Source organism: Sphingomonas molluscorum, from assembly GCF_039522995.1.
Lineage (GTDB): Bacteria > Pseudomonadota > Alphaproteobacteria > Sphingomonadales > Sphingomonadaceae > Sphingomonas > Sphingomonas molluscorum.
This window is the reverse complement of the sequence record NZ_BAAAEL010000017.1, coordinates 1-2,243: the sequence shown is the minus strand read 5'-3', so window position 1 is coordinate 2,243 and position 2,243 is coordinate 1. Positions and strand designations below refer to the sequence as shown.

At 65.0% G+C, this 2,243-nt stretch carries 2 protein-coding genes and 1 pseudogene; all 3 read right to left on the bottom strand.

The features are described 5' to 3' along the window. Positions 1-229: pseudogene (locus ABDZ92_RS16545) on the bottom strand (transcription elongation protein SprT); the annotation flags it as partial. A gap of 193 nt (positions 230-422) precedes the next feature. After that, positions 423-1,652 carry a chromate efflux transporter gene (gene chrA / locus ABDZ92_RS16540; RefSeq protein ID WP_024021613.1) on the bottom strand — a complete coding sequence of 410 codons (1,230 nt, stop codon included), beginning with the start codon at positions 1,650-1,652 and terminating at the stop codon, positions 423-425. 12 nt (positions 1,653-1,664) lie between these two features. Next, on the bottom strand, positions 1,665-2,243 hold a 579-nt coding region (locus ABDZ92_RS16535; protein ID WP_343763985.1), incomplete at its 5' end, for a chromate resistance protein ChrB domain-containing protein.

Here is a 2,243-nt window from a genome sequence, read left to right as displayed (position 1 = left end):
AGTTTCGTCGCCGATCAGATCGTGGCGCATCGGGCCATGCCCCCTCAATCGGGCACAAAGGTGCGCCCACTGTCTCCAGCCATTTGCGCGCGGTCCTGACGGTATAGCCGCACGTCGAGCACTCGCATTTCAGCATCCGCGCCGCCTGCTTCCTGGGCCGAGTGGTCGCGCTGCCTGTATCGAGTCTGGCATGGGGGAGGAGGTGACCGACCGCAGCCAAGATCGCCGCTTCACGCGAGAACGGCCGCAAGAGCGGGTAGCCTCGGAAACCGCTGGCTGCTGGAGCCTAAAAGGGCGAAAAGCAGTTTGTCGCTTAACAGCTTATTCGCTTAGTCAATGTCGCAAATATTCTGACTTCCCAGCGTCGCCGCTTCTGCGACAACGCTGGGGCGAGAAGGAACAGCCTTAGTCATCAACAACCGTCAGCTCAGCGCAATGGCACCGATTGCCGCCCCAATCGCCAGCACAACCGGCGTGGCGAGCTTGCTCTTCCACCGGTACATAATCGCCAGCGAGACCGCGAAGATGAGCGCGCTTACGATCAGGTTCGGCGTGCGTGCGCCCGTGGTTCGGGCAAGATCAACAACGGTGACCACAATCAGGCCGACGACGCCGGCCGCCACGCCCGCCAGGAAGAGTTGCAATCGCTTATGTTCGACCACCGCTTCCAGTCGATCGTAGAGCAGGAGCGAGAACGCGAAGGCGGGCAAAAACATGCCAGCGGTCATGGCAAGCGCGCCAGCAAGGCCGCCGCTGATCCAACCCACGAAGGTAGCGAAGATCACGAGGGGGGCTGGCAGGATGCCCGACAGACCCAAGCCATCAAGGAACTGCGCGTCGGTCATCCATCCCCGGCCGACCGTATCGTTGCGGATGAACGGGATGGCGGTGTAGGCTCCGCCGAAGGTCAGGAGTCCACCCTTCAATCCCGCCCAGAACAGCGCGGCGATGGCAGGCGCTGGTTCCTTGGTGCCCGTCATTATTTCGGCACCCCCGGGACTTCCTGCCCAGGTCAGAGCCGCCAGGCCAACGGCAAGCGCGACCACGACCGCGGCGAGCGCGTAGCGCCCGGTTGATCCGAGCGCGTAGGCCGCGCCGGCCGCCGGAAGCACGATCCAGAAGCTGACGCCGGCGAGCGAGGCGGCCGCCGCCGCAATCGCTGCGGCCCAAAGCCACGGGTCGAACAAGATGTGCTCACCGATGCGATGGACCGCGCGGACAATGACAGCGATCACCGCTGCTTGGATGCCCAAGAATGCGGCTCCGAGGAGCGTTCCTTGAATCGGGAGCCGCGTGTACGCCCAGGCAAGCGCGAGCATGAGCACGAGGCCGGGCAACATAAAGCCGAGCCCTGCCAGAAGGCCGCCCAGTCGCCCCTTGGCGCGGATGCCGAGATGGACGCAGAGTTCATGCGCCTCCGGCCCGGGAAGCACCTGCATAACTGCGAGCAGCTTGTTGAATCGGTCGCTGGGTATCCAGCGTTCCTCGTCCACCAGCTCGCGCCGGATCATTGCGATCTGCGCTACGGGGCCGCCGAACGCCATCATGCCGAAGCGCAAGAAGCGCAAGAATAGCGCGGGATAACTTAGCTCTGGCGGCTGGGCTTCATCCAGAGCCGCGCTCGCCGGGGCAGGATGTTCGATGCTCGACATGTTCTGCTCCCCTTATGCGCCGCGTCGCTTGGTGAAATGTGCGTAGAAGCCATCGAGCGCGCCCGACCCTTGGGCAATGCGCTCGTTGTCGCCGTCGGTGCTCGCGCAGATGCCATTGATGAGCGCGGCGATGCCGGCGGTCTCCGGCCTACCGAACTTGTCGTCGGCGATGTCGAGGTCGTGGATGATCTCGGCAAGTGCAACGAGCGCCTGATCGCCGTCGAGCCCCGTCCGATATGTCAGCGTTTCGAAGGTGCAGTGGTCGCCTTCGTGCGTGAACTCCGCGTCCGCCATGTCGAAGCGAAGCTCGCCGGGCTCGGGCTGGTAGTCCTTGCCGTCCACGAACTTGAAGCTGGGGCTCGGGTCGATGAACCGGCGGATAAGCCAGGCCGAGGCGATGCGATCGACATGCACGTGCCGGCGCGTGACCCAAGTGCGGCCTTTCAGCTCCGCCGGCGTCAGCTCCGGCGCTCCCGGCCCGCTCACGTCCGGGTGGCGGCCGGCGCGCCCCTCCGCTTGGGCTATCGCGGCGTCCGCCGCCTGCCGTCCATGCGCGCCGAAGAAGTCGACCGCTGCGATCTCGTCCAGGCG

Bases quoted from the DNA above. Each gene is read 5' to 3' on its own strand.
- chrA (WP_024021613.1), bottom strand. From the start codon at position 1,652: ATGTCGAGCATCGAACATCCTGCCCCGGCGAGCGCGGCTCTGGATGAA.